This is a genomic window from Clostridium sp. AT4, assembly GCF_001517625.2.
Taxonomy (GTDB): Bacteria; Bacillota; Clostridia; order Lachnospirales; family Lachnospiraceae; genus Enterocloster.
The window spans coordinates 106,243-130,389 of the sequence record NZ_LN999826.1 but is presented as its reverse complement, the minus strand read 5'-3'; the positions used below and the strand labels follow the sequence as shown (position 1 = coordinate 130,389).

The 24,147-nt window shown below is 47.5% G+C and carries 23 protein-coding genes; 10 read left to right on the top strand and 13 right to left on the bottom strand.

Features of this window, described 5'->3' with window-relative positions:
• The first annotated feature begins 116 nt into the window (after positions 1 to 116).
• Positions 117 to 317: a hypothetical protein gene (locus tag BN3656_RS02440; protein WP_066543747.1), complete on the top strand. Its 201-nt coding sequence runs from the start codon at positions 117 to 119 to the stop codon at positions 315 to 317.
• A gap of 19 nt (positions 318 to 336) precedes the next feature.
• Here BN3656_RS02440 and BN3656_RS02435 read toward each other — a convergent pair whose 3' ends face one another.
• The 3 genes from BN3656_RS02435 to kduI all read right to left on the bottom strand — a co-directional run bounded on the left by BN3656_RS02435 (position 337) and on the right by kduI (position 2,837).
• Positions 337 to 1,044 (bottom strand): GntR family transcriptional regulator, encoded by a 708-nt coding sequence (locus tag BN3656_RS02435; RefSeq protein WP_066543743.1) that lies wholly within the window; start codon positions 1,042 to 1,044, stop codon positions 337 to 339.
• Positions 1,045 to 1,143: 99 nt separating this feature from the next.
• On the bottom strand, positions 1,144 to 1,950 hold the full coding sequence (locus BN3656_RS02430; RefSeq protein WP_066543741.1) for a gluconate 5-dehydrogenase: 807 nt from the start codon (positions 1,948 to 1,950) through the stop codon (positions 1,144 to 1,146).
• A gap of 44 nt (positions 1,951 to 1,994) precedes the next feature.
• Positions 1,995 to 2,837: a 5-dehydro-4-deoxy-D-glucuronate isomerase gene (gene kduI / locus BN3656_RS02425; RefSeq protein WP_066543739.1), complete on the bottom strand. Its 843-nt coding sequence runs from the start codon at positions 2,835 to 2,837 to the stop codon at positions 1,995 to 1,997.
• A gap of 252 nt (positions 2,838 to 3,089) precedes the next feature.
• Between kduI and BN3656_RS02420 the strand changes: the two genes are divergently transcribed.
• Together BN3656_RS02420 and BN3656_RS02415 are read left to right on the top strand one after the other, a co-directional pair.
• Positions 3,090 to 4,328 (top strand): 6-phosphofructokinase, encoded by a 1,239-nt coding sequence (locus BN3656_RS02420; RefSeq protein WP_066543737.1) that lies wholly within the window; start codon positions 3,090 to 3,092, stop codon positions 4,326 to 4,328.
• On the top strand, positions 4,325 to 5,269 hold the full coding sequence (locus BN3656_RS02415) for a radical SAM protein (RefSeq protein WP_066543735.1): 945 nt from the start codon (positions 4,325 to 4,327) through the stop codon (positions 5,267 to 5,269). The genes BN3656_RS02420 and BN3656_RS02415 overlap by 4 nt, the downstream gene beginning before the upstream one ends.
• A gap of 813 nt (positions 5,270 to 6,082) precedes the next feature.
• On the opposite strand, the gene BN3656_RS02410 is transcribed toward BN3656_RS02415, so the two are convergent.
• Positions 6,083 to 7,435, bottom strand: coding sequence for an MATE family efflux transporter (locus tag BN3656_RS02410; protein ID WP_066543733.1), 1,353 nt, complete (start codon positions 7,433 to 7,435; stop codon positions 6,083 to 6,085).
• A gap of 135 nt (positions 7,436 to 7,570) precedes the next feature.
• Between BN3656_RS02410 and BN3656_RS02405 the strand changes: the two genes are divergently transcribed.
• Entirely contained in the window at positions 7,571 to 8,134 is a 564-nt protein-coding gene (locus BN3656_RS02405; RefSeq protein ID WP_066543730.1) for a manganese efflux pump MntP family protein, read from the top strand.
• A gap of 81 nt (positions 8,135 to 8,215) precedes the next feature.
• Here the strand turns inward: BN3656_RS02405 and BN3656_RS02400 are convergent, their stop codons facing one another.
• Together BN3656_RS02400 and tyrS are read right to left on the bottom strand one after the other, a co-directional pair.
• Entirely contained in the window at positions 8,216 to 8,959 is a 744-nt protein-coding gene (locus tag BN3656_RS02400; protein ID WP_066543729.1) for a hypothetical protein, read from the bottom strand.
• 25 nt (positions 8,960 to 8,984) lie between these two features.
• Positions 8,985 to 10,211: a tyrosine--tRNA ligase gene (gene tyrS / locus BN3656_RS02395; protein ID WP_066543728.1), complete on the bottom strand. Its 1,227-nt coding sequence runs from the start codon at positions 10,209 to 10,211 to the stop codon at positions 8,985 to 8,987.
• 582 nt (positions 10,212 to 10,793) lie between these two features.
• Between tyrS and BN3656_RS02390 the strand changes: the two genes are divergently transcribed.
• A complete protein-coding gene (locus tag BN3656_RS02390) occupies positions 10,794 to 11,825 on the top strand; it encodes a 3-deoxy-7-phosphoheptulonate synthase (protein WP_066543726.1) in 1,032 nt (343 codons plus the stop codon).
• A gap of 70 nt (positions 11,826 to 11,895) precedes the next feature.
• On the opposite strand, the gene BN3656_RS02385 is transcribed toward BN3656_RS02390, so the two are convergent.
• The 4 genes from BN3656_RS02385 to BN3656_RS02370 all read right to left on the bottom strand — a co-directional run bounded on the left by BN3656_RS02385 (position 11,896) and on the right by BN3656_RS02370 (position 15,515).
• Complete coding sequence (locus tag BN3656_RS02385) at positions 11,896 to 12,738, bottom strand: undecaprenyl-diphosphate phosphatase (protein ID WP_066543724.1); 843 nt, start codon at positions 12,736 to 12,738, stop codon at positions 11,896 to 11,898.
• A gap of 91 nt (positions 12,739 to 12,829) precedes the next feature.
• Positions 12,830 to 13,504: a uracil-DNA glycosylase gene (locus BN3656_RS02380; protein WP_066543722.1), complete on the bottom strand. Its 675-nt coding sequence runs from the start codon at positions 13,502 to 13,504 to the stop codon at positions 12,830 to 12,832.
• Positions 13,485 to 14,198, bottom strand: coding sequence for a hypothetical protein (locus tag BN3656_RS02375; RefSeq protein WP_066543720.1), 714 nt, complete (start codon positions 14,196 to 14,198; stop codon positions 13,485 to 13,487). Before BN3656_RS02375 ends, BN3656_RS02380 begins: the two co-directional genes overlap by 20 nt.
• A 126-nt stretch (positions 14,199 to 14,324) precedes the next feature.
• Positions 14,325 to 15,515: a coenzyme F420-0:L-glutamate ligase gene (locus BN3656_RS02370; protein WP_066543719.1), complete on the bottom strand. Its 1,191-nt coding sequence runs from the start codon at positions 15,513 to 15,515 to the stop codon at positions 14,325 to 14,327.
• Positions 15,516 to 15,773: 258 nt separating this feature from the next.
• Between BN3656_RS02370 and BN3656_RS02365 the strand changes: the two genes are divergently transcribed.
• Positions 15,774 to 17,522, top strand: coding sequence for an ABC-ATPase domain-containing protein (locus BN3656_RS02365; RefSeq protein WP_066544026.1), 1,749 nt, complete (start codon positions 15,774 to 15,776; stop codon positions 17,520 to 17,522).
• A 4-nt stretch (positions 17,523 to 17,526) separates the two neighbouring features.
• Here the strand turns inward: BN3656_RS02365 and BN3656_RS02360 are convergent, their stop codons facing one another.
• On the bottom strand, positions 17,527 to 17,772 hold the full coding sequence (locus tag BN3656_RS02360; RefSeq protein WP_066543717.1) for a nuclease: 246 nt from the start codon (positions 17,770 to 17,772) through the stop codon (positions 17,527 to 17,529).
• 112 nt (positions 17,773 to 17,884) lie between these two features.
• Here BN3656_RS02360 and BN3656_RS02355 point away from each other — a divergent pair, with 112 nt between their 5' ends.
• The 4 genes from BN3656_RS02355 to BN3656_RS02340 all read left to right on the top strand — a co-directional run bounded on the left by BN3656_RS02355 (position 17,885) and on the right by BN3656_RS02340 (position 20,868).
• On the top strand, positions 17,885 to 18,847 hold the full coding sequence (locus tag BN3656_RS02355; RefSeq protein ID WP_066543715.1) for a ComEC/Rec2 family competence protein: 963 nt from the start codon (positions 17,885 to 17,887) through the stop codon (positions 18,845 to 18,847).
• Positions 18,848 to 18,880: 33 nt separating this feature from the next.
• Positions 18,881 to 19,111: a DUF3006 domain-containing protein gene (locus BN3656_RS02350; protein WP_066543713.1), complete on the top strand. Its 231-nt coding sequence runs from the start codon at positions 18,881 to 18,883 to the stop codon at positions 19,109 to 19,111.
• Between the two features lie 72 nt (positions 19,112 to 19,183).
• Positions 19,184 to 20,191 (top strand): aspartate--ammonia ligase, encoded by a 1,008-nt coding sequence (asnA, locus tag BN3656_RS02345; RefSeq protein WP_066543711.1) that lies wholly within the window; start codon positions 19,184 to 19,186, stop codon positions 20,189 to 20,191.
• A 20-nt stretch (positions 20,192 to 20,211) separates the two neighbouring features.
• Positions 20,212 to 20,868, top strand: coding sequence for a trimeric intracellular cation channel family protein (locus tag BN3656_RS02340; protein WP_066543710.1), 657 nt, complete (start codon positions 20,212 to 20,214; stop codon positions 20,866 to 20,868).
• A gap of 107 nt (positions 20,869 to 20,975) precedes the next feature.
• Here BN3656_RS02340 and BN3656_RS02335 read toward each other — a convergent pair whose 3' ends face one another.
• Positions 20,976 to 22,646 carry a Na/Pi cotransporter family protein gene (locus tag BN3656_RS02335; RefSeq protein WP_066543708.1) on the bottom strand — a complete coding sequence of 557 codons (1,671 nt, stop codon included), beginning with the start codon at positions 22,644 to 22,646 and terminating at the stop codon, positions 20,976 to 20,978.
• A 313-nt stretch (positions 22,647 to 22,959) separates the two neighbouring features.
• Entirely contained in the window at positions 22,960 to 24,108 is a 1,149-nt protein-coding gene (gene fucO / locus BN3656_RS02330; RefSeq protein WP_066543707.1) for a lactaldehyde reductase, read from the bottom strand.
• Positions 24,109 to 24,147 lie beyond the last annotated feature (39 nt).

Here is a 24,147-nt window from a genome sequence, read left to right as displayed (position 1 = left end):
TGAATATCTTCGGAATAGCGAATATACTATAGGTAAACAGATGCATATTCTGAAATTATCAGACTATTCTAACCGTTTTGCGTCAAAATAAGAGACGGGAAAGGAAGGGATTGGATATGGGAATTTATACACAGAAGGAAAAGGAATTGCTGGCAGATGATCCGGAAGTAAGAAAGCGGCTCCTAAGCTTTGCCTCCATGAGCGGAAAAGAATTTTTCAGAGAGGTTCAGTCCCGCCTGTCACCGGAGGAACTGGAAGAATATCTGGAAGAAAATCCGGAAGAGCGGATCTATCTTATGACTCCCCCCCACAAATAAAACAAAAAACGGCCTGCCATTAAATGACAAACCGATTCTCTTCTGGTTCTTCTTCAAAATAGTCCTTATAATCCACCTCTATAGAATGACGCATCCGCTTCATACTGTAGTAGAGGTGATCTTTTAATACCTGTTCCAGGCCGGAAAGATCTTTTTTGCAGATCAGCTCAAACAGCTGCTCATGCTCTCCGATAATCCTTGGAAAATCTGTTTCTGTAATAAAATCCAGCATACGAAACCGGGTATAATGAAGCTGCTGGGCCTGGAGCATATCCCAGAGCTTCTGTCGCTTTACAGCTGTGAACCAGAGAGAGTGCATCTGGGCGTCCATGCGGTAAAACTGTTCCGGTTCAAACCCCGGCGTCTGGATCAAGGCCTTCTGAACGGCAATGGCATGACGGATTTCCTCCATCACCATGGGCGTCTGGATTTCCATAAAATCCCTTAAAACCATGGTTTCCACCGCTACCCTCATATAGATCATCTGCTTGATATTATCCAGGCTCAAAAGAGTCACATACGTTCCCCGATAGGGAATCGTCTCCGCAAATCCCTGTTCCTGCAAAAGACGCAGGGCGTCCCGCACCGGAGTCCGCGACACGCCAAACCGCTCACAGATATCACTTTCGCTGATCAGGCAGCCTGGTTTCAGCTTCAGATCCAGTATCTCCCGCTTTAAGGTTTCAAAAACCAGTTCCCCTCTGTTTTTAAAATTCACTTCTCCCATGCAGCACCCCTGTTCCTTTTCTCAGATGAATCAGGACCCGCCATGCGGTCATGGCATGACGGGCCCTGATTGGTTTTATTGGTTTAATTGCGTAATCGATTACTTAGGCTGCTTGCCGATGTAAGCCAGGATACCGCCGTCTACATACAGTACCAGACCATTTACAAAATTGGAAGCATCAGATGCCAGGAATACTGCAGGTCCGCCCAGATCCTCAGCCTCACCCCATCGTCCTGCAGGAGTCTTGGAAACGATGAACTGGTCAAATGGATGTCTGGAGCCGTCTGGCTGGATCTCACGCAGAGGAGCTGTCTGGGGAGTAGCGATATAGCCAGGTCCGATACCGTTACACTGGATATTGTACTCACCGTACTCAGAAGCAATGTTCTTTGTCAGCATCTTTAAGCCGCCCTTAGCTGCTGCATAAGCAGATACGGTCTCACGGCCCAGCTCACTCATCATGGAGCAGATGTTGATGATCTTTCCGTGGCCCTTCTTGATCATGCTTGGGATAACAGCCTTGGAAACAATAAACGGAGCGTTTAAGTCAACATCGATTACCTGGCGGAACTCAGCTGCACTCATCTCGCACATTGGGATTCTCTTGATGATTCCTGCGTTATTTACCAGGATATCAACTACGCCTACCTCTGCCTCGATCTGAGCAACCATCGCGTTTACTGCGTCCTCATTGGTTACGTCGCATACATAGCCGTGAGCCTCGATGCCCTCTTCCTTGTACGCTGCGATTCCCTTATCTACCAGTTCCTGCTTGATATCGTTGAAAACGATGGTAGCGCCTGCGCCTGCCATTGCCTTTGCGATTGCAAAGCCGATGCCGTAGGAAGCGCCTGTTACCAGGGCTACCTTGCCTTCAAGTGAAAAGTTGTTTAAATAATCAGCCATTTCTTTATCCTCCATATATTTTTAACAGAATCGTTCGGATGAACTTACATCATCTCGTTTGGCATCATGGTATCCATATCGTCGAACTCCATGTTCTCTCCACCCATAGCCCAGATAAAGGTATAGTTGGAAGTGCCGGCGCCGCTGTGGATGCTCCAGGACGGGCTGATCACAGCCTCCTCATTCTTCATGACAATATGTCTTGTCTCAGTGGGTTCTCCCATCATATGGAATACTACGTTGTCGCCCGGAACCTCAAAGTACATATAAATCTCCATACGGCGCTCATGTGTATGAGACGGCATGGTGTTCCATACGCTGCCTGGCTCTAATACGGTCATGCCCATGGACAGCTGGCAGGTCTTAAGTACATCCGGATGGATGAACTGATTGATGGTACGCTTATTGGAGGTCTCTGCCTCGCCGCAGGGTCTCTTTGCAGCCTTCTCAATCGGAATAAAGGTAGTTGTGTAGGAAGTATGAGCCGGTGCGCTGACCATGTAGAACTTTGCAGGCTTCTCAGCGTCGGTGCTCTCAAAATAAACTTCCTTTGTGCCCTTTGTAATGTACAGGCAGTCCTTGTATCCCATCTTAAAGGTCTGGCCGTCTGCTGTGATGGTTCCCTCGCCGCCGATATTAAAAATACCGATCTCACGGCGCTCTAAAAAGTAATGGGTGCCGAAGTTCTTCCAGCAGTCGATTCCCTTATCAATAGAAACCTTCTCTGTAGTAGGCATACATCCCAGAGTAACCATACGGTCTACATGAGAGTATACGGCAACTACCTCATTAGCCTTGTACAGATCTGTGATGAGGAATTCGTTTCTTAATTCCTCTGTTGTGTAGCGCTTTACATCCCTCTGGTTGGCAGAATAGCGAATATCCATTCTCCGATTCCTCCTTTAAAATATTTGTATTTAACTTTTTGAGTTTGTATACAACTTTTTTATCTGTATACAGACTATCATTTTTTTACCTAAAATGCAATAGGAAATATGTTACAAAAAAATACGGGTTTTATATGCAATATCACAAACGGATTGCATTTCCCATTTTTATCAGATATACTTACAAAAGAATCTGGACTTCTTCTGCAGCTGTCCAGACGATCACTGTATACATGAGAGGAGGATTTTCCCTTGAAGAAAAATATACTTGTAGGCCAGTCCGGCGGTCCCACAGCTGTGATCAACGCCAGCTTATACGGCGTGATCCAGGAAGGACTTTCCCATCCGGATGAGATTGGAGCTGTCTATGGCATGATAAACGGCATCGAAGGCTTTCTGTCCGGCCATACCATAAATCTCTCCGCAGAGCTTTCCAAAGAGGATTTGGAACTTCTGCGCCTGACGCCCGCCGCATATCTGGGCTCCTGCCGCTATAAGCTTCCTGAAAATATGGATGCTTCCGTATACCCCTTGTTATTTGAAAAATTTAAAGCCATGAATATCGGAGCTGTATTCTACATCGGTGGAAATGATTCCATGGACACCGCAGACAAATTGTCCAGATATGCTGCCATGGCAAAAGAGGATATCGTTTTTATCGGCGTTCCAAAAACCATTGACAACGATCTTCCTGTAACCGACCACACCCCCGGCTACGGCAGCGCTGCCCGATATGTAGCGTCTACTGTCCGTGAAATCGTTCTGGATGCTTCTGTCTATCAGCAGCCGGCTGTCACCATTATTGAACTCATGGGCCGCCATGCAGGCTGGGTCACTGCTGCCAGCGCCCTGGCAAGAAAGTTTCCCGGCGACAATCCCCTGCTCATCTATCTGCCGGAATCTGATTTTGATATGGAAGCGTTTTTAAATGATATCGAAGGCGCTTTAAAGAAAAGCACCGCTGTGGTTGTCTGTGTTTCTGAAGGCATCCACGATGCTTCCGGCCGTCTGGTATGTGAATACTCTACTGAAGCTCAGGTCGATACCTTTGGCCACAAGATGCTTACAGGCTGCGGAAAGCTGCTCGAAAGCTATGTCAGAGGCCGTTTCGGAGTCAAGGTTCGCTCTGTAGAATTAAATGTAAACCAGCGCTGCAGCAGCCTTATCTCCTCTCTTACGGACATTAACGAAGCCAGCGAGGCCGGACGCTTTGCAGTCCGTGCCGCACTTGAGGGCGTGACCGCAAAGATGATCACCTTTGAACGCGAAGAAGGAGCGGATTATTCCATCCGTTTCGGCCTTACAGATGTTTCCAATGTCTGCAATAAGGAAAAGACCTTCCCGCCTCACTGGATCACCGGCAATCACAACGATATCGGCCCGGAATTTACCGCCTATGCTCTTCCGCTCATCCAAGGGCAGCCACAGCATATTCTGGAGGACGGACTTCCAAGATATCTGTACCGCAAAGAGCAGGGGCTTTTGCCATGATCCGTTTTCCCACTTATGAATCCTGTACCCTCTGCCCCAGAATGTGCCGCATTGACCGCAGCCGCAAAACCGGCTACTGCGGATGTACCGTTCAGTTAAAGGCTGCCAGGGCAGCACTCCACAAATGGGAAGAACCCTGTCTGAGCGGGCCGGAGTGGGCCAGAGGCGGAAGCGGAACCGTCTTTTTTTCCGGATGTACCCTTAAATGCTGCTTCTGCCAGAATTATCCCATCAGCAGCGAACAATTCGGAAAGGAGCTGACTTCTAATGAGTTGGCTGATATCTTTCTCCGTCTGGAAGATCAGGGGGCCTATAATATCAATCTTGTCACCCCCACTCAGTTTCTCCCCTCAATCCTTCCTGCTCTGGATCAGGTTCGCTCCCGCCTTTCGATCCCGATCGTATATAACTGCGGCGGCTATGAACGTCCTGAGATCGTAGAATATTTAAAGGATTATGTAGATATCTGGCTTCCTGATTTAAAGTACCATGACAGCGCTCTTTCTGCCCGTCTGTCAAACTGCGGGAACTACTTTGAAGCCGCTTCCCGTGCTATCTATCAGATGATCCTTCAGACAGGCGCTCCGGTATTTGAGGAACACGCCCCTGAGGAGCCCTCCCAGCCTTCCTTCCTGCTTATGAAAAAAGGCGTAATCCTGCGCCATATGGTTCTCCCCGGACACAGGGATGATTCCATCGCCCTGATGGAATGGGTCAGCAGAGAGCTTCCAAAAGGCCAGTACCTGTTAAGCCTTTTAAGCCAGTACACCCCCTTCTACCATAGCTGCGACCATCCGGATATCAATCGTCGGATCACCTCCTATGAATACCAGAAGGTAGTGGATGCAGCGCTCTCTCTGGGACTTACTGAGGGATTTATACAGGAAAAAAGCAGCGCAAAAGAAGAATATACGCCGCCCTTTGATCTAAAAGGTCTGTGATCCCCTATATTAAATACAACAAAAGACGGATATCGAATCTTTGACTAACCACGTTCTCGATTACGATATCCGTCTTTTAACTATCTCGTCCATTGGACCAAGCCTCTCTTTCGAAACAATTGTTTCTTTTGTGACTCTATATTTAATTGTATCCACTCTGGTTTTCTTCTGCTCTCTTTTGTATATTCACTTGCTTCGGATCTATTTTCCACCTTGCTTTTCTTTCTTTGATCCGGTATCTCTCTCCGTCCTGATGATACTTTCTCGTCATATCACCAGACCGGGCATTTATTGCCTTTGATACGCTTATGGATCACTTTGAAAATACGATCATCTGCTTGTTCCCATCTTTTATTACAGACATTCTCTTTCGTTTCTTTAAGACTGCAGTTCTTTTACCAATCGATTGGACTTTCTTTTGTTTCTTAAATCAATTTCCGTTTCATCTGTCTGTACTATGTATGAGCAGTTACTCTCACAGAGTGCTTTTCCTGTTTCATCTATAACTAAATCACTTTAGCTTATAAATGAAACGAACGTTCTCTTTCTGGTGGTCCGTACCTCCTTTGCTTAGATTTTATTACATTGAGTTGACTGTCTACAACTCCTTATTCTCTTTTGTATCTCGTGTTCTCTTCTCTTTTGTTGACTTTATTATACAAAAAGAGCCCTGATTTGTCAAGACTCTTTTTGTAATTTTTAATTATTTTTTGTCTTTTTATAAATTGTGTATATTTATTGTGATTGTTTATATTTTTATATAATATTCACCTGTTATATTTGGGTATTTGCTTCTAATTTTCAGAATATTTATTATTTTATATCTTCTTTGGGGAATTTCCTGCGGATCAGTTTAAAGGTAACCATGTGAGCCGCTACCGTAATGAGCCAAGATACCGGATATGACAGATAAAGAACTGCCAGTGAACGGTAAACGGCAAATACTGTAAAAATCCAGAGAATACGAAAACCACATGCTCCGGTAAGAGAGACGATCATGGGAATCACCGAGTATCCCAATCCTCTCAAGCTTCCTACCATACAGTCCATCAGCCCGCAGATAAAATAGGTCCCACAGATAATCTCCAGACGGAGCATCCCGTATTTAAGCACCTCAGAGTCTGAAGAATAAATTCCCAGAAGATGAGTGCCCGCGCCTACTGCTGCCAGGCCAAGAACCAGCCCCACTGCCGTAACAACAGCCAGACAGATATTTTTTACCTTATTAATACGGCTGTACTTTCCTCCGCCAAGATTCTGGCTGGTAAAGCTTAAGCTGGTCTGATAAACCGCATTCATAGCCGTATAGACAAAGCCCTCGATATTTGCAGAAGCCGTATTGCCTGCCATGGCCACAGAACCAAAGGAATTGACAGAGGACTGGATCAGCACATTGGATACAGAGAAGATCGCGCCCTGCATACCGGCCGGAAGACCGATCTTCACAATCCGCTTCAGCTTATCCATATGAATGGTAAGTTTCTTTAGATGGAGCTTCATCATTCCCTCTTCCGCCATCAGGCTCTTAAAGACAAGAAATGCGGAAATGTGCTCAGAAATCACAGTAGCCCAGGCTACTCCGTCCACTCCCATTCCAAGGCCTATTACAAAGAACAGATTCAAAACCACATTGACCGCTCCGGCGGCAAAGAGGAAATAAAGAGGCCGCCTGGTATCTCCTACTGCTCTGAGGATCGCAGCGCCGAAGTTATAAAGCATTAAAACAGGCATTCCAAGGAAATAAATCCGCATATAGAGCACAGATTGATCCAGCACATCCTCCGGGGTTCCCATGATCCGAAGCATGGGGCCTGCGGCAAGCTCTCCCACCGCAACCAGAAACAGGCCGCTTAAAATGGCCGTCAAAACCGCCGTATGTATGGTTTCCTGAACATCTCTTTCCTTCTGTCCGCCATAATATCTGGCTACCAGCACATTTACACCTACAGACAAGCCTACAAAAATGTTGATCAGAAGATTGATCAGGGATGAGGTAGAGCCCACAGCCGCCAGCGCCGTACTTCCGGAAAACCTTCCTACTACAATAATATCAGCCGCATTAAACAAAAGCTGTAAAATACCGGAAAGCATCAGCGGAATGGAAAACAGCAGGATCTTGCCTAAAAGCGGGCCATTGCACATATCAATTTCATATGATTTTTTCATAATCCTATTTACCTCCGTTTCAGCTATACTTTAGCACAGGCAAATTCGTTTTACAAGCTCCTATATTTTTCTTGACATTTTTCGGTTCCTCTCCTACACTGTTTCATAAACTGTGCCATTTGGGAGGAAATGATCATGTCATTAACGGAATTGTTTATTATTGCAGTTGGGCTGTCTATGGACGCCTTTGCCGTAGCGGTCTGTAAGGGGCTTGCCATGCCGGAAATGAGCTGGAAAAACGCCGGAATCGTAGGACTTTATTTTGGCGGCTTTCAGGGCCTTATGCCCTTTCTGGGATATCTGCTGGGTTCCAAGTTCAGCGGAACCATCGAGTCCTATGACCACTGGATCGCCTTTGTGCTTCTGGCTCTTATCGGAGGAAATATGATAAAGGAAGCCTTTGAAAACGGCGAAGAAGCAGCAGATCCCTCTCTGGATATAAAAACCATGACCCTGATGGCTGTGGCAACCAGCATTGATGCCCTGGCCGTAGGCGTAACCTTTGCCTTCCTTCAGGTCCGGATTCTGCCTGCCGTACTCTTTATCGGAAGCATTACCTTCCTTCTGTCTGCCGCAGGTGTTAAGATTGGAAATGTATTTGGCTGCCGTTATCAGAAAAAAGCCGAATTTGCCGGCGGCCTGATCCTGATCCTCATGGGGCTTAAAATCCTTTTGGAGCATCTGGGCTTTCTGGGATAAAACAGAGATTTAAAAAAGCATCCGGACATTCCGGAACGATACCGTTCCCGGACTGCCCGGATGCTTTTTTAATGTAACTGGTCAGATTCTCACACCGCTTCCATCCACCTGATATCCATCTATAGTACAGTTCGTCATCATAACGCCATTATCAGGATTCAGATAATACCAATTTTCTTTGTACTCCTGCCAGCCGGTTTTCATATAGCCGTCCATACCGAAAAAATACCAGCTGTCATTGATCAAGGCCCAGGAGGTAAGATAATTTTCCTGATAAAGATATCTCCAGCCCTTTTTATCCTTTTCCCAGCTTCCTAGATGGATATTCCGATAGGAAGGCATCTCTGCCTCGGGAAGAAGCATAAAATAATAGGATCTTCGCTCATCTCCTCTGGCAAATTCAAGAACATAGCACCGCTCCAGAGAATCATAGAGCCGGCTTTCGCTTTCCTTTGCCAGTGTTTCCGGGCGTACGACCGGATAATTCTCTCCCTCCTCCAATCCGTACACCCGGCACTCCAGGCTCTTTTGAGTATCTCCCTCGTAGGTGATGAGATAATAATTTAAAACAATCTCATCCAGATTTACATCATTTCTGTCCTTTGTAATGGTAAAGGTATCCTTATCCGATACGCGGTTTCCCATTACATAGGACGTATAGCCGTCATAGATGGCCGTCTGCCGGTTATTTACATCCAGATGGAGCGTTACCGGAACCGGCGTTTTTCCGGCAGAACCCGCCAGGGCGGTAAAGGCGCCCACGATGGTTAAGGTTGCTGCCGCAGCCAGCGCTTTCATGCAACGCAGAATCCCTGCCTTTTTCATCCGGCCACCTCCTCCCACTGCTTCATTACTTTAATATCACTTTTCTGAAATTCTTTTTGCCTCTCTTTACTACAAGGCCCTCTCCGGCAAAACGGTCCTTTTCAAAGGCAGCGTGAATATCCTTTACAGTCTCTCCGTCTACAGATACGCCGCCCTGCTCTACATTTCGTCTTGCCTCAGAACGTGAAGAAGCCAGTCCTGATTTCGTCAGGATCGTCAGGATATCCATGGCATTTTCTTTAAAATCCTCTTCCGTCAGCTCGCTGGTAGGCATATTGATGGTGCTTCCTCCAGCTGAAAACAGCGCTCTTGCGCCCTCCTGTGCCTTTGCAGCCTCTTCCTCGCCGTGCACCAGCTTGGTAAGCTCAAATGCCAGGATTTCCTTTGCCTGATTTAACTGGCTGCCTTCCCATTTGTCCATCTCGTCAATCTGCTCTAATGGAAGGAATGTAAGCATACGCAGGCACTTAAGCACATCGGCATCTGCCACATTTCTCCAGTACTGATAGAAATCGAATGGGGAAGTCTTGTTTGGATCCAGCCATACGGCGCCGGACTGGGTCTTCCCCATCTTTTTTCCCTCTGAGTTTAACAGAAGGGTAATGGTCATAGCGTGGGCGTCTTTTCCCAGCTTGCGGCGGATAAGCTCTGTACCTCCCAGCATATTGCTCCACTGATCGTCGCCGCCGAACTGCATATTGCAGCCGTAGCGCTGGAACAGCTCATAGAAGTCATAACTCTGCATGAGCATGTAGTTGAACTCAAGGAAGCTTAAACCCTTTTCCATCCGCTGCTTATAGCACTCAGCCCTTAACATATTATTTACAGAGAAATGAGGACCGATCTCCCGTAAAAACTCAATGTAATTTAAATCCATCAGCCATTCAGCATTGTTTACCATCATGGCCTTTCCTTCGGAAAAGTCGATGAAACGGCTCATCTGCTTTTTAAAGCAGTCGCAGTTGTGCTGGATGATCTCTGGTGTCATCATAGTACGCATATCCGTACGGCCGGAAGGATCTCCTACCATACCGGTGCCGCCTCCGATCAGGGCAATAGGCTTATTTCCTGCCATCTGAAGGCGCTTCATCAGACAAAGAGCCATAAAGTGGCCTACATGAAGGCTGTCTGCGGTCGGGTCAAATCCAATATAGAATACGGCCTTTCCCTCATTCACCATTTTTTTGATTTCTTCTTCGTTTGTTACCTGGGCAATTAAGCCTCTGGCAATCAGTTCTTCGTAGATCTGCATTGTCTTCTCTCCTTTACTGTTTTTATTTTACCATATTTCTATTTTCATGCAAAGGCCTGATTTCTTACAGTTTCGGCGGCTTCAGGCTGGGAAGCGTTTTTATTTCATAAGCCTCGCTTCTCTATGGAACTAAAAAAGCTCCGTCCCCTGTTCAAAAGGACGGAGCAGAAAGCCCGTGTTACCACCTGATGTTTACAGCCAGCTCGCACTGACTGCCTCCTTAAGTACATGCCGTAAAATAAATAAACCGCCTTCCAGCCGGCAGATACTCAGGCACGATAACGTGTGCCGGATCCGTCGCAGCCTACTGAGCCGGAAAAACCTGTGCAGATTCCGTCCGTTTGGTGCGAAGCTCAGAGATGTATTCATATCCTGCTTTCCATGCGCCTCTCATCCCCCGGCTGCTTTCTGTATGCTTGTGCAGAATACTACTTTTTCCCGTCATAGCCATTTCATGAAATTATCACTATTATAGGCAGGTAAAATAGATTTGTCAAGACAGTACACTTTTGCTTTACGAATCTGTTTTTGTATATTATAATGTTGCATTATCGAATTTACACACAAAGGGAGGAATATGAGATGGGATTTACACTTGTAAATGAACTGCCAACTCCCGCAGAGATTCTTGAACAGTTTCCTCTTGCGGATCATCTGGCAGCTTTAAAAAAAGAAAGAGATGAGGAAATTAAAAAGGTCATTACCGGCCAGAGTAATAAATTCCTGGTGATCATCGGTCCCTGCTCCGCTGATAATGAGGATGCGGTCTGCGACTATGCGAACCGCCTTGCAAAGGTTCAGGAGGCTACAAAGGATCAGCTGATCATCATCCCCAGAGTCTATACGAATAAGCCGCGGACCACTGGAGAAGGTTATATGGGTATGCTCCATCAACCGGATCCCGAAAAAAAGCCGGATATGCTTCAGGGGATCCTTGCCATCCGCCATATGCATATGCGTGTGCTCCGGGAAACCGGTATGTCTACAGCCGATGAGATGCTTTATCCGGACAACCTGCAGTATCTGTCCGATATCATGTCCTATATTGCCGTCGGCGCCCGCTCGGTTGAAAACCAATACCATCGGCTGGTAGCCAGCGGCTGCGACGTACCTGTTGGTATGAAAAACCCTACCAGCGGCGACATGACTGTTATGTTAAACTCTGTTGTTGCAGCCCAGCTTCCCCATGACTTTATCTTCCGAGGAGATGAGGTAAGCTGCCCCGGCAATCCTCTCACCCATGTGATCCTGCGCGGCGCAGTTAATAAGCGCGGTCAGTGCAGCCCCAACTATCACTATGAGGATTTAAGGCTGCTCTATGATCTCTATTCCCAGAGAGAGCTTAAAAATCCGGCCTGCATCGTGGACACCAATCATTCCAACTCCAACAAACAGTACAAAGAGCAGGTGCGCATTGCAAAAGAGGTACTTCACAGCCGCCGCTACTCCAACGATATCCGCCATCTGGTAAAGGGCCTGATGATTGAAAGCTACATCGAGCCCGGCAGCCATAAGATCGGACAGCACTGCTACGGACAGTCCATCACCGATCCCTGTCTTGGCTGGGAGGAAAGCGAACGCCTGATCTATGAGATTGCCGATATGGTTGAATAATAAATAAAAAATGCTCCGTTTCTGTTCCATCCGTCTGTTCCGGCAGATGTTCAGAAACGGAGCATTCCTTTTATACGGCGAGAGCCGTAATACCAAAGTATGCCAGCACGATAGCTCCCAGAATAATTCTGTAATATCCGAAAAATTTGAAATTATGTCTGCGGACATAGCTCATCAGGAACTGGATCGAGTAAACCGAAACTCCAAATGCCACAGCCATTCCTAAAAGCGTGTAGAAAATCTGAGATCCTGTAAAGGAATTTCCATCCAGGAAAAATTTTACAATTTTCAAAAAGCTGGCTCCAAACATCACCGGGATTCCCAGGAAAAAGGAAAACTCAGCGGCAGCGCTTCTTGAACAGCCCAGGATCATAGCGCCTAAAATCGTAGAGCCTGAGCGGGAGGTACCGGGAATCAACGAAAGCAGCTGAAATACGCCGATCAGGAAGCCTGTTTTCACAGAAATCTGTCCCACCTTCTGGATTGATGGACTGGAAGTGATGGGACTGTTTTCCAGTACAATGAACAAAATACCATAGAGGATCAGCATTGCCGCTACCACATAGGCATTATACAGATGGGCCTCCATCCAGTCATCCAGCAAAAGCCCCAGAACAGCCGCCGGAATGCAGGCAATGATGATCTTGATCCACAGAGCCCAGGTTGCTTCCCTCTGCCTGCGGTTTTTTGAAGGGCTGAATGGATTGAGCCTGTGAAAATACATCACTGCCACTGCCAGGATTGCCCCCAGCTGGATCACTACCAGAAACATTTCCTTAAATGCCTCCGGCTGGTCCAGACGGATGATCTCATCCACCAGGATCATATGGCCGGTGCTGCTGATAGGCAGCCACTCTGTAAATCCCTCCACAATTCCCAGTACGATGATTTTTAATGTTTCTACCAAACTCATAGTTTCTCCTTTTTACACCGTATGTTTTAGAACCGTCTTCCGACGGTATATCGTATGCGTTTCCTCACTCTCCCATGCCTTCTGCAGACGGTCAGATATTTTCAATCTGCCAGTCAATGGGATCCAGACCGTTCTGCGTGAGAAAATAATTGGTCTGGCTGAAGGGACGGCTTCCGAAAAATCCCCGATAGGCAGACAGCGGGCTTGGATGAGGCGCTTTTAAAATAAGGTGTTTTTTATTATCCAGCATAGCGGCTTTGGCCTGGGCCGGCCTTCCCCACAGGATAAATACCATCGGGCGGTCCTGCTCGTTGAGTACCCGTATGGCTGCATCCGTAAACTGTTCCCAGCCGATATCATGGTGGGAGTTAGCCTGATGGGCCCGGACCGTAAGCACCGTATTCAAAAGCATCACTCCCTGATCCGCCCATTTTTTCAGATAGCCGTTATTGGGAATATAGCAGCCCAGATCGTCGTGAAGCTCCTGGTAAATATTTACAAGAGACGGCGGCACATCTACATCCGGTTTTACGGAGAAGCAAAGGCCATGGGCCTGACCGTCATTGTGATAGGGATCCTGTCCCAGGATCACTACCTTTACCTTTTCCAGAGGTGTAAAGGCGAAGGCGTTGAAGATATCGTCCGGATCGGGAAATATCTTTCTGGTCTCATATTCATGTTTTACTGTTTCATACAGCTTTTTATAATAAGGCTTTTTAAATTCCCCGCTTAAAGGGCCCAGCCAGTCATTGGATATTGCCGCCATCACACTCACTCTCTTCCTTTGTTTTTTCATTCAAAATCCATTCCAGAGAATTTCCATGCACCGGAATGCTGCGTTCCTGTACCTCCCTGGGTATCTGATAAAATTCTTCATTGACCCGGTACAAAAGAGCCTTTCTGTTAAAGAAAATGATCTTTTCAAAAGGCCAGCGCATAACCGTAGGAGAAGCAAAGCCCTCTCCCAGCTCTAATATAGTCAGTGTACGGTTCACAGTCCCGGCCTGCCAGGAAAGATACCTCTTCCACCCGGGAAGATAGCCTTCCTCAATATAGTTTTCTTCCTTTATGGTATTTCCCGCAAGAGGAGCGCCGCAGTGGGGGCAGAACTCATCTGGAAGTTCTCCCTCCTCCCAGATATCCTTTGTACAGGCCCTGCTGCACTGACGCCAGTGAATATTCCCGCAGGGAGCCGTGATGCGCTCTCTGTCAAAGGGCGTATCATAAACCGCTCCGTCCGTAAGAGTCGTGACCAGATAGTAATCCTTATCCTTCACCATCTCGTACAGCGCTTCATAGGCGGCCTTTATCTCTGCCTGCTCCGGGTCTGAAAGCCTGCAATCCCGGATTTTCTTTTTTTCAGACTTTAGCCCCCACTCTGGCCCGATCCCGATGAGGATCCGCTCCGAAGCAGCCAGTCTGGCTGACAGGGTCTGGTCTGTATGTGTTATATATTCCATATTGTGTACGTTCCTCTGCCGCTGCAGCCTGGTAAAAATCCGGCAGAAATCCCCTTGCGAGAACCTCTGCCGGATTTTGCCCCACATAAGCATCAGGCTGCTGCATCACTCTGAAAAAAGCCTGCTTTAATTGGTATAGTTATCAAAATATCCCTGAACCAGAATAATAGGAGTTCCCTTATCGCCGGAACCGCTGGTCAGGTCGCACAGAGATCCGATCAGATCTGTAAGTTTTCTCGGAGTTGTTCCCTGAGAAGCCATATCCCCTACCAGGTCGGACTTCTTCTCTCTGATCCTCTGAGAGATCGCATCCTTTAATGCTGCGCCGGACAGATCCTTAAAATCGTTGTCCGCCAGATATTTTAACTTGATTTCGTTTGGAGTTCCTTCCAGACCCTCGGTATTTGCAACCGCAACAACCGGGTCAGCCAGCTCCCAGATTTTTCCTACCGGATCTTTAAATGCACCGTCACCGTATACCATAACCTCAACGTGCTTTCCGGTACGATCCAGGATCTGCTTCTGGATCTCATATACCAGATCGCTGCACTCTCTTGGGAACAGCTTGATGGTATCCTCGGTAGACTTGTTGGAGCCTAAAAGTCCGTACTTCTCGTTGCAGCCGCTGCCGTTAACAGGAGCTGTCAGGATATCGTCCATACCGCAGACTCTCTCTGCTCCTGCTTCTTTTAAGATGCGCTTGGTGCGCATACGGGAATGGATATCGCAGGTAAGAACGTTCTTGGTGTGCTTTACGATTTCTCTTGGATTATTTGCAAAGATAACTTCTGCCTCTGCGCCCTGCTCTCTTATCAGCTCACAGTAGTAATCTACATAGTCTACGCCTGTAAATGGATGCTTATTTTCTCCAAAAAGCTCCCTGTAACGCTTCAGATCCAGAACATCGCTGTAAGGATTGATTCCAGCCTCATCTACCTGATCCAGAGACACCAGGGCGTTTCCTACCTCATCGCTTGGATAACTGAGCATCAGAATAATCTTCTTTGCGCCTCTGGCAATTCCCTTTAAGCAGATGGAAAAACGGTTTCTGGATAAAATTGGGAAAATAACGCCGATGGTCTCTCCGCCCAGCTTTGCTTTTACATCCTCGGCAATGGCATCGATGGAAGCGTAGTTTCCCTGAGCTCTGGCTACTACAGACTCAGTAACAGAGATTACGTCCCTGTCACGCAGTTCAAAGCCCTCGCTGGAAGCTGCGTCCAGTACGCTGTCTACCACGATCGCAGCAAGATCGTCGCCTTCACGGATGATCGGGCAGCGGATCCCTCTTGAGATTGTTCCTACTTTTCTTTCCATATGTATTGTCTCCTAGTCTATAAATTTCTTTTGTGGAGTAAAAAGCCACACAAAACGACTCTATTTTATTATAACTCAAATTATTGGTTTTGGGAATATTTTTTTGCAGGGCTCCCTGAAATCTGGTGTGCAGGATGCCTTTGAAGGTCAGCAGAAAACCTTAGGAACGTTTGCAGGCGTTGCATTTTTCTGTGTGTTCGCTTAAAATGATACTTGAAAGTCCGGGAAAAATTCCGGATGCGAAAGGTGTATGGAAGCATGAAATCATCAAACGAGCTTAAACGTCTGTTAGAATCCATTGACCGGAAAAGCTATCCGGCCTATAAATCCGCCCAGGGCATCTATGACTTTGGCGATTACCAGTTATGTATTGACCATGTGCAGGGAGACCCCTTTGCTTCTCCCTCCAAGCTGAGTATTTTTATTACCCACCAAAAAGCCGGATATCCAAAAACACTTTTTGATGCTCCCCATAAAAAAAGAGCCTTTGAGGACGATCTTGTGCGCCGGTTTTATAAGGAGACCGCCCGGTACAATTTTAAAGCAAAGGGATCTGGAAAAAGCGGCCTTATTTCCATCAGCTGTCCGGGACCGGAAATTTTGGAACGGACTGCCTGCGAATGCTGCTCAGATGGAATCTGGATCCGGCTGGAAGCCGGTTTTCCCGCAAACGGCCGCACCATCAACAGCGGTGAACTGATACGGATCCTCTTTGATTTTCTGCCCCAGTGTGTAAAACAGGTGCTTTTTTATAAAAACAGACCGGTCCATGAACCAGAGGCCGTGGCAGAGCTTGCAGAGGATCAGTATTTTATCCGTCAGGAATTAAAACGTCTGGAGCTTGTCTCCTTTGTGGCAGACGGCGCCATTCTTCCAAGGGAAAGCGGCATATCCAGCCGGCCCATGAAAAACAGCACTCCCTTTTCTTCCCCTGAATCCATGCGGATCACACTTACTCTTCCTCATCACGGAAACTGCTCCGGCATGGCAGTCCGCCGCGGGATCACCCTGATCGTGGGCGGAGGGTATCACGGAAAATCCACCCTGTTAAAGGCGCTGGAGGCCGGAGTATACGACCATATCGCCGGAGACGGGCGTGAATTTGTGATCACCGATGACACAGCCTTAAAGCTTCGGGCTGAGGACGGAAGAAGCATCCGGAATGTTGACATTTCCATGTTCATCAATGATCTTCCAAACAAAAAGGATACCAGATGCTTTTCCACAGAGGATGCCAGCGGCAGTACCTCCCAGGCAGCCGCTGTCATCGAGGGAATCGAAAGCGGAAGCAGGGTGTTTCTCATTGATGAGGACACTTCCGCCACCAATTTCATGGTACGGGACGATCTGATGCAGAAGGTCATAAACCGCAGCCAGGAACCGATCACTCCATTTACCAACCGGGCGGAAGATCTGTTTCATAAGGCAGGCATTTCTACCGTTTTAGTAGCCGGAAGCTCAGGAGCCTATTTTTATATTGCAGATACCATTATCCAGATGGACTCCTATGTCCCCCTGGATATTACAAAAAAGGTAAAGGAAATCTGCGCCGGAGACAACCGGCCATCCATTGAGCCGGCTCCCGGCTTTACACTTCCGAAAGCAGGAAGAAAATTCCAGATAAAAGCGGAAAAAGATCATCGGAAACAGGATATGAACGTAAAAGAGGGCCGCCGCGGCAGAGAACAGGGCGGACGGGATGACCGGATCAAGGTAAAGGTATATGGAAAAGATTCTATAGAAGTAGGACGCCGCCCGTCAGAACTGAGGTTTGTAGAACAGCTTATTGACAGTGAGCAGACCCAGGCGCTGGCGCAGATCCTGCGGTTCTGTATGGAAAAGCAGCTTCTGGAACGGTATACGGTTGCCGAAACAGTTGCCTATATCCAAAAAGAGACGGCAAAGGGCGGCCTCACTGCTGTGAGCGGCTGCTCCTATGCCGCCATGGGACTGTGTATGCCCAGACCTCAGGAAATTTTCGCCTGCATTAACCGGTTCAGAGGCTGAGCAGTCAGATTCCGGCTGCCTGTGTTTCCCTTGAAGACAGAAGCTCCTTTAAATCGCAGAGCGTCATTCCGCGCTGCTTTAAAAGCTCGCTGACTTCCTTAAAACGCTCGATCTCGATCTGGGAATTGATTTCCTTTTCCCGGGAACGCAGCTCATCCAGGCTGTCCTCATACTGGGAAATCGCAGCCCGAACCTCAGAAAGCTCAGACTGAAGTTTTTCTGTGTGGGTTCTTCTTACTCCTCTTGCCATAGGTATTAACTCCTTTATAATTTAGTGTGTTTCGTTTTCTTCGGGGAATCGTCCCTCATAATAGTTATATATGGGACAGAATGGGAAAATATAACAGAAAGGCTGATAAGACATGACAAAACAGACATATCGTTTCATAGGGACTATTTTACTGACCGCTTCTCTTCTCTCTCTTGGCGGCTGCTCAAAGGAGGAAGCCTCCAAATACCTTGAATCCGCAGCCGATCAGGCAGTTTCGGCTGCCTGGGATTATGCAAAGGAAGCGGTAAAAGGGCAGTTAAATGATAAAACGAACCCTGAAATACAAAGCAGTAGCGGCACCTTAAATGTACATTTTATTGATGTGGGCCAGGGAGACAGCATCCTGATCCAGGACGGAACTCATTTTATGCTGGTCGATGCAGGGGAAAATGATCAGGGCGATACGGTTGTAAACTACCTGAAAGAGCAGGGCGTCACCTCTCTGGACTATGTGATCGGTACCCATCCCCACTCGGATCATATCGGCGGGCTGGACGACGTACTGGAAACATTTCCGGCCAAAACCGTTATTATGCCGCCGGTTGAACATACGACTGCAACCTTTGAAGATGTTCTGGATGCAGTGGCCGGCCAGGGGCTTAAGATCACAAAGCCCGTTCCCGGTGATACCTATGATCTGGGACAGTCCCAGTTTACCGTCTTAGGTCCTGTGGGCGATTACGCAGATGAGCTGAATGACTGGTCTGTGGGCATCCGCCTCACAGATGGAAATCATTCCTTTGTCATGTGCGGCGATGCGGAAACAGAGGCTGAGGAAGATATGGCACGCAGCGGCCTGAATCTTTCGGCTGATGTATTAAAATCAGGCCATCATGGCAGCCGCACCTCCAGCAGCCCTGAATTTTTAGAAGCTGTATCTCCATCCTGGGCCGTGATTTCCTGCGGCAAGGGCAATTCCTACGGCCATCCCCATGAGGAAACCTTAAAAAAATACGCTGAACACCGCATTCAGGTACTGCGTACGGATGAAAAGGGTACCATCATCGCATCCAGTTCTCCGGAAGGACTTACCTGGACTTATACCAAAAAATAAAACATTATAGAAACGCTATAGGAGGGATATTTTATGATCTGCATTGTTGACCGAATCGAAGAAACCACAGCTGTATGCCAGAGAGAGGACCGCTCTGTCTTTACTCTCCCGCTGTCCTGTCTGCCTCAGGGCGTAAAGGAGGGAGATGTCCTCCGGGAAGAAAACGGAGTTTTCAAAACTGACCCGGACGAAACCAGTGAACGAAGAAAACGCATCCGGCAAAAAATGAAAAATCTTTTTTCTCTTGCACCTTTTTTCCTTTAATGATACCATAGGAGTAATTTTATCACGCCTGTATCCCACAGCATACAGAGCTTTTTTATGGAGGATGGATCAATGGAACTGATATTACCCAAGAAATATGACCCCAGGCTTACGATCCGTGAAACACAGGATGCCATCAAGTACATACGCGATACCTTTCAGAAGGAAATGGGGCGTGAGCTTCATCTGGAGCGTATCTCCGCTCCCTTGTTTGTAGAACAAAGCAGCGGTTTAAACGACAACTTAAACGGCGTAGAGCGTCCGGTCCAGTTTGATATGGCCGGCCTTCCCGGTGAAACTCTGGAGGTTGTCCATTCACTGGCCAAATGGAAGCGCATTGCCTTAAAGGAATACGGCTTTCAGCCGGGAGAAGGTCTCTATACCAATATGAACGCCATCCGCAGGGATGAAGAGCTGGATAATCTCCACTCCTGCTATGTAGACCAGTGGGACTGGGAAAAGGTGATCACCAAAGAAGAGCGCACCATGGAAACCCTGATGGCTACGGTACGGGAAATCTTCAAGATCATCAAGCATATGCAGCATGAGGTCTGGTACAAGTATCCCCAGGCCGTAAAAGAGCTTCCGGATGACATCTTTTTTATTACTACAGGCGAGCTGGCACAGATGTATCCCGACAAAACGCCAAAGGAGAGAGAAAACCTGATCACCAAAGAGCATGGCTGCGTATTCTTAATGCAGATCGGCGATAAGCTGGCAGATGGAAAGCCCCATGACGGACGCGCACCGGACTATGATGACTGGAAATTAAACGGCGATATCCTGTTCTGGTTTGATACCTTAAACTGTGCCCTGGAAATCTCCAGCATGGGCATCCGCGTGGATGAAGCTTCTCTTAAAGAGCAGTTAAAAAAAGCCGGCTGCGAAGACCGCATGAACCTTCCTTACCACAGGATGCTGTTAAACGGAGAACTTCCCTACACCATCGGAGGCGGTATCGGACAGTCCCGTCTGTGTATGCTTCTGCTTGACCGTGCCCACATCGGAGAAGTACAGGCCAGTATCTGGCCTGCTGATATGCGGGCTGTATGCAGCCAGCATAAGATCTATCTTCTGTAAAGAGAAACGAGGGCGCCGCCATGGAAACTATTTCTCTTTTCTTTCTCATTGAGGCTATCGGCACTATTGCCTTTGCCTCCTCCGGTGCTATGACTGCGATCCGAAAGCGTCTGGATCTTCTGGGAGTGATCATCCTGGGGGAAACAACCGCCGTCGGCGGCGGTATGCTCAGAGACATTCTTCTTGGAAGGGTGCCTCCCAGCCTGTTCATCAACCCGATCTATGTGATCATGGCCTTTGTTACCGTGCTGGTTCTTTTTCTTATCATCCGTTTTAACCAGCATATTCTTACCGGCCCTTACATTGTAATCTACGAACGGATCATGAATATTTTTGACGCCGTCGGGCTGGCTGCCTTTACGGTCACAGGCATCGACACTGCCATGATGGCAGGCTATGGCGATTATCGTTTCCTGTCTATCTTTCTGGGAGTTCTTACCGGAGTAGGCGGCGGCGTTCTCAGAGATATCATGGCCGGACAGACGCCCTATATCCTGAAAAAGCATGTGTATGCCTGCGCATCTTTAGCCGGGGCTCTGTTTTATGTATATCTGTCCGACTTCCTGGGAGAAAGTATCTCCATGGTAGCAGCTGCATTCCTGGTGGTTCTGATCCGCCTGTTAGCTACCCGCTACTGCTGGGATCTCCCCAAGGCTACAACAGATGAGATCGGATAGATGCATTAAAAACGCATATCTGTCAAATGCATCAATCAAAAATGCGTTTCCCTCAGGAAGAAACTCCTCCCACGGGAAACGCATTTTTATATTTCAGTATTTACATTTCAGGCATTGGCCGGCTGTGTGTCGGAAATCCCTTCGTCATTTTTGTTGATCACATCATAAGCCTCTGCAATATTTAACATATGATCGCCGATACGCTCATAATCTGTAAGCATCTCAGAATAAAGAATCGACGCCTCAACATTACAGCTTCCCGCTCTCATGCGGTCAATCTGATTCTGGCGGAATTTACGGGTAATATCATCAATCTTCTGTTCGATTTCCTGTACCTTCGCCAATTCAAACTTCTTCTCTCCTGCAGCCGCCTGCTCCAGAAGCTTCATTCCCTTGGAGCAACTGTCCGCCATAACGGAAAACTCGCTCTGGGCATACTCGGAAAAGGACAGATCCTTTTCTAAAATGGTCTGGGCATACTCAGCCAGGTTCATGGCGTGATCGCCGATACGCTCAATATTTCCCAGAATAGAATACATCTTATTCAGTGTTTCAATATCCTTTGGCGTCTGGTCCAAAACAAGAACACGGGATATCTTTTTGGAAAGACGGACATTTGCAAGATCAATCTCCTCTTCTCTGTTTTCAATCTCTCCGATCCCGTCTTCGCCGGGTCCCTGCTCTACTGCCAGGAAGCTGGCGTCTACGTTTTTAGAAGCCGCAGACAGCATATCACGGATTTCTTCATGGATCTGGCTGATGGCAATGGTGGATACTCCAAGGTGATGCTTAGAAACCATAAGTCCCTGAAGCCAGTGATCTTCGTCCATAACCTTAACCTCGGTATCAGGAAGAATCCGCTCTACGATCTTAACCAGCACACTGCCGAAGGGAAGCAAAAGCAGGGACGTTCCCAGATTGAATACCGTATGGACATTTGCAATCTGCGCCATGGGATTTCCCGGAGCCAGGCTGATCATCACATCTGTAAATGGAGTTACAAGGCTTAATACAACAAATACCACTGTACCGATCAGGTTAAACAGCAGATGGATCGCTGTAGCGCGCTTTGCGTTGCGGGTCGTTCCAATGGAAGCCAGAACTGCCGTAATACAGGTACCGATGTTCTGTCCGAACAGAACGAATACCGCGCTGTGCAGATCAATGACGCCGCTCATGGCCAGAGCCTGTAAGATACCGACAGACGCGGAGGAGGACTGGATCAGCGCCGTGAAGCCCGCGCCTACCAGAATGCCCAGAAGCGGATTGCTGAATTTCGTCATCATTTCCACAAACTGCGGTTCTTCTCTTAAAGGAGACATTGCAGAGCTCATCATATCCATACCAATAAAGAGTACGCCGATGCCTGCAACAATACCGGCAATATGCTGGATCTTCTTATTCTTTACAAATACAAGGATGGCTACTCCGACAAAGGCGATCAGAGGAGCCAGAGCTCCAACATCCAGAGCGATCAGCTGACCTGTGATGGTCGTACCGATATTGGCGCCCATGATAACCCATACAGCCTGATTTAAAGTCATCAGACCGGAGTTAACAAAGCCCACTACCATAACCGTGGTAGCGGATGAGGACTGGATCAGCGCCGTGATCACAGCTCCCACTAAAACGCCCAGAAAACGGTTGGAGGTCAGACGCTCCAAGATCTGCTTCATCTTGTTTCCGGCTGCCGCTTCCAGATTGGTACTCATCATCTGCATTCCGTAAAGGAACAGTGCCAGGCCGCCTAAAAGTCCTAAAAGCAATTCAAATCCCATGATTTCTCCTTTTTGGTTCAGATTCAGAGACATTTGATATCGTTTTTCGGATAATATCCATTTATCCATCAAAACAGGCACAAAATATAAGACATAGCCTGTATACCGCAGCAGATACGCTCCACCATGTCTCTGTCCTCTTTTCCCTTTTTTTACATTTTCTTTACCTTTTGTTTACGTATTCTCATTATACGGGATATTTCATTTCTAGTCAATATAGTTTCCCTGAGGTAATGTAAAGTCTGTGTAAATTATATGTAAAAAGGCTCCGGTTTCCTTCTGAAAACCAGAGCCCCTTTCTGTGATATGATCGTTACATCAGTGACTGATACAGCGCCTTGATATCCTCAAAGGTCGGATCCTTTGGATTGCCGGGACGGCAGGCATCATCCATTGCAGACTGCGCCAGGAAATCTACATCCTCAGGCTTAACGATTTCCTTTAAGTCAGCGGGAATACCTACATCTGCAGACAGCTTCTTTACAGCCTCTACGGCAGCCTTCCGGTATTCCTCCTGGCTCATGTTCTCTGCTCCTTCTACGCCCATGGCAATAGCGATGTCCCTGTACTTGGTTCCCGTACAGGGGGCGTTATACTCCATAACAGTCGGCAGAAGGATGGCATTTGCAACGCCGTGAGGTGTATCATATACAGCGCCCAGAGCATGCGCCATAGAGTGGACAATACCAAGTCCTACATTGGAAAAGCCCATTCCGGCGATGTACTGGCCCAGAGCCATACCCTCGCGGCCTTCCTTTGTATTTTCGCAGGCGCCTCTTAAATATTTTGAGATCAGCTCGATTGCCTTTAAGTGGAACATATCGGTCATCTCCCATGCGCCCTTTGTTGTGTATCCCTCAATGGCGTGGGTTAAAGCGTCCATACCGGTAGATGCCGTCAGACCCTTTGGCATGGAAGCCATCATATCCGGGTCAATTACTGCTACTACAGGGATATCATGTGTATCTACGCATACGAATTTGCGCTTTTTCTCCACATCTGTAATAACATAGTTGATCGTAACCTCTGCTGCGGTTCCTGCTGTAGTGGGAACTGCAATGATCGGAACAGACGGGTTCTTGGTAGGAGCAACACCCTCTAAGCTTCTTACGTCCTCAAACTCAGGATTTGCAATGATGATTCCAATGGCCTTGGCCGTATCCATGGAGGATCCTCCGCCGATGGCGATCAGATAATCAGCGCCGGATGCCTTAAAAGCGGCTACGCCGGTCTGTACATTTTCAATCGTAGGATTCGGCTTTATATTGGAGTAAATCTCATAGGACAGGCCTGCTTCATCCAGAACATCTGTCACTTTTTTTGTCACGTTAAAACGGATCAAATCAGGATCCGAGCATACGAATGCTTTCTTAAAGGCTCTTGCCTTTGCTTCATTTGCAATCTCTGCAATTGCACCTGCACCGTGATAAGAAGTTTCATTTAATACAATTCTGTTTGCCATGGTTCCTCTTCTCCTTTTCTTTCTCAGGATCTTCCCTGT

Excerpts from the sequence above, each read along its gene's own strand:
- BN3656_RS02415 (WP_066543735.1), top strand. The coding sequence starts at position 4,325 with ATGATCCGTTTTCCCACTTATGAATCCTGTACCCTCTGCCCCAGAATG.
- BN3656_RS02410 (WP_066543733.1), bottom strand. The coding sequence starts at position 7,435 with ATGAAAAAATCATATGAAATTGATATGTGCAATGGCCCGCTTTTAGGC.
- BN3656_RS02375 (WP_066543720.1), bottom strand. The coding sequence starts at position 14,198 with ATGGAATATATAACACATACAGACCAGACCCTGTCAGCCAGACTGGCT.
- BN3656_RS02360 (WP_066543717.1), bottom strand. The coding sequence starts at position 17,772 with ATGGCAAGAGGAGTAAGAAGAACCCACACAGAAAAACTTCAGTCTGAG.
- BN3656_RS02350 (WP_066543713.1), top strand. The coding sequence starts at position 18,881 with ATGATCTGCATTGTTGACCGAATCGAAGAAACCACAGCTGTATGCCAG.
- kduI (WP_066543739.1), bottom strand. The coding sequence starts at position 2,837 with ATGGATATTCGCTATTCTGCCAACCAGAGGGATGTAAAGCGCTACACA.
- BN3656_RS02430 (WP_066543741.1), bottom strand. The coding sequence starts at position 1,950 with ATGGCTGATTATTTAAACAACTTTTCACTTGAAGGCAAGGTAGCCCTG.
- tyrS (WP_066543728.1), bottom strand. The coding sequence starts at position 10,211 with ATGCAGATCTACGAAGAACTGATTGCCAGAGGCTTAATTGCCCAGGTA.
- asnA (WP_066543711.1), top strand. The coding sequence starts at position 19,184 with ATGGAACTGATATTACCCAAGAAATATGACCCCAGGCTTACGATCCGT.
- BN3656_RS02390 (WP_066543726.1), top strand. The coding sequence starts at position 10,794 with ATGGGATTTACACTTGTAAATGAACTGCCAACTCCCGCAGAGATTCTT.
- fucO (WP_066543707.1), bottom strand. The coding sequence starts at position 24,108 with ATGGCAAACAGAATTGTATTAAATGAAACTTCTTATCACGGTGCAGGT.
- BN3656_RS02385 (WP_066543724.1), bottom strand. The coding sequence starts at position 12,738 with ATGAGTTTGGTAGAAACATTAAAAATCATCGTACTGGGAATTGTGGAG.
- BN3656_RS02340 (WP_066543710.1), top strand. The coding sequence starts at position 20,212 with ATGGAAACTATTTCTCTTTTCTTTCTCATTGAGGCTATCGGCACTATT.
- BN3656_RS02355 (WP_066543715.1), top strand. The coding sequence starts at position 17,885 with ATGACAAAACAGACATATCGTTTCATAGGGACTATTTTACTGACCGCT.
- BN3656_RS02405 (WP_066543730.1), top strand. The coding sequence starts at position 7,571 with ATGTCATTAACGGAATTGTTTATTATTGCAGTTGGGCTGTCTATGGAC.
- BN3656_RS02335 (WP_066543708.1), bottom strand. The coding sequence starts at position 22,646 with ATGGGATTTGAATTGCTTTTAGGACTTTTAGGCGGCCTGGCACTGTTC.
- BN3656_RS02400 (WP_066543729.1), bottom strand. The coding sequence starts at position 8,959 with ATGAAAAAGGCAGGGATTCTGCGTTGCATGAAAGCGCTGGCTGCGGCA.
- BN3656_RS02365 (WP_066544026.1), top strand. The coding sequence starts at position 15,774 with ATGAAATCATCAAACGAGCTTAAACGTCTGTTAGAATCCATTGACCGG.
- BN3656_RS02440 (WP_066543747.1), top strand. The coding sequence starts at position 117 with ATGGGAATTTATACACAGAAGGAAAAGGAATTGCTGGCAGATGATCCG.
- BN3656_RS02435 (WP_066543743.1), bottom strand. The coding sequence starts at position 1,044 with ATGGGAGAAGTGAATTTTAAAAACAGAGGGGAACTGGTTTTTGAAACC.
- BN3656_RS02370 (WP_066543719.1), bottom strand. The coding sequence starts at position 15,515 with ATGGAAAGAAAAGTAGGAACAATCTCAAGAGGGATCCGCTGCCCGATC.
- BN3656_RS02380 (WP_066543722.1), bottom strand. The coding sequence starts at position 13,504 with ATGGCGGCAATATCCAATGACTGGCTGGGCCCTTTAAGCGGGGAATTT.